Raw genomic sequence first — 1,443 nt, 5'->3', positions numbered from 1 at the left:
CGCCCGCCGCCGGAGCTCGACCCGCGCGATCCGGTCGCCGTCGCGCAGACCCCGGATGCCCGCCGCGAGCGGGGCCCGGGACTCGAGGAGCTGCCGGCGCCCGCCCTGCAGCAGGATCTCCCACGCCACGCGCGGCGCATTGCGGCGCCATGCGCGCAGGTCCGCCTCGTCGAGGTGGCGGGCCGCGTAGAGCATCCGGTTGCGGATGTTGTGGAAGTAGTAGGTGGCCGACTTCGCCTGGCCGGCGGAGAGCCCGCCGGCGCCCTGCGTGCCGCCCTCCGCGTGGATCGCCGTCACGTCGTCGAGGAGCGCGAGCCGCCCGCCCGCCGCGGTGACGCGGTGCGACAGGTCGACGTCCTCCCAGTAGAGGAAGTACGCGTCGTCGAACCCGCCGGCGCGGTCGAAGAGGGCCACGGAGAGCAGCAGGCAGGCGCCGCTCAGCCACGGCTCGATGCGCGCCGTCGTGCCCTCGGGTCGGCGGCGGCGCGAGCGGATCCGGCCGTCGGCGAGGTACAGGTCGGATCCGGCCGACCACAGCGAGCCGTCCGGCCGCAGGATGCGCGGGGCGACCATCGCGTCGTCGTCGTCGAGGGACGCCCGGAGCAGCGCGTCGACGGCCTCGCCGGTGATGAGCGCGTCCGGGTTGAGCAGCAGCACGTGCGTGCGCCCGAGAGCCGCGGCGCGCCGGACGCCGCGGTTCATCCCGGTGCCGAAGCCCTCGTTGCCGTCCGGCAGCTCGAGGTGCCAGCCCTCCGCGTCCGCGAGGGCCGTGACGGCGGTGCGCTCGGCCGGGGTGCTGAGGTTGTCGACGATCACGACGGCCAGGTCGGGGCGGGCGCGCGACAGCGGCGCGAGGTTCGCCGCGAGGAGCTCGTGCGATCCGTAGTTGACGATCACGACGGCCAGGGGCGTCGGGTCGGGTCCCGTCATCGCGGATCCTCTCGTGGGGGCGTGCCGGGTCGCGCCGACGGAGCCGTCGGGCGGTGTCGCGCTGGGATGATGGTGGCATGAGCTCCGACGCGGCCGCCGCCGCCTGGTCCCCCGCCGTCGTGATCGCCGTGCTCACCTACCGGCGGCCGCGCGACATCGCCGCGGTGCTGCCGATGCTGGTGGACCAGGCCGCGAGCGTGGGCGGCACCGCGCGGGTGCGGATCCTCGTGGTCGACAACGACCCGGAGGCCGGCGCGCGTGCGGCCGTCGCCGCCGCCGCCGAGGGTGCGGCTGTGCCCGTCGCCGCTGTGCGGATCTCGTACGTCCACGAGCCGGAGCCCGGCATCTCGGCCGCACGCAACCGGGCGCTCGACGAGTCCCGGGCGGACGACCTGCTCGTCTTCATCGACGACGACGAGCGGCCCACCGACGGCTGGCTCGCCGCGCTGCTCGGTCTCCAGCTGAGCACGGGCTGCGCCGCGGTGGCGGGGCCCGTGGAGTCGCGGTTCGAGG

2 protein-coding genes are annotated in these 1,443 nt (G+C 76.0%); one reads left to right on the top strand and one right to left on the bottom strand.

What is annotated here, in order from left to right:
- The coding region (locus DZG00_RS15410; protein WP_147360063.1) for a glycosyltransferase family 2 protein at positions 1 to 930 on the bottom strand (930 nt) is incomplete at its 3' end.
- A 77-nt stretch (positions 931 to 1,007) separates the two neighbouring features.
- Between DZG00_RS15410 and DZG00_RS15405 the strand changes: the two genes are divergently transcribed.
- Positions 1,008 to 1,443 (top strand): glycosyltransferase family 2 protein (locus DZG00_RS15405; protein ID WP_147360062.1); only part of this gene is annotated, 436 nt, incomplete at its 3' end.

This window comes from Clavibacter lycopersici (assembly GCF_003576405.1).
GTDB classification, from domain to species: Bacteria; Actinomycetota; Actinomycetes; order Actinomycetales; family Microbacteriaceae; genus Clavibacter; species Clavibacter lycopersici.
The sequence above is the reverse complement of the archived record's forward strand: the minus strand, read 5'-3'. Positions and strand labels throughout refer to the sequence as shown.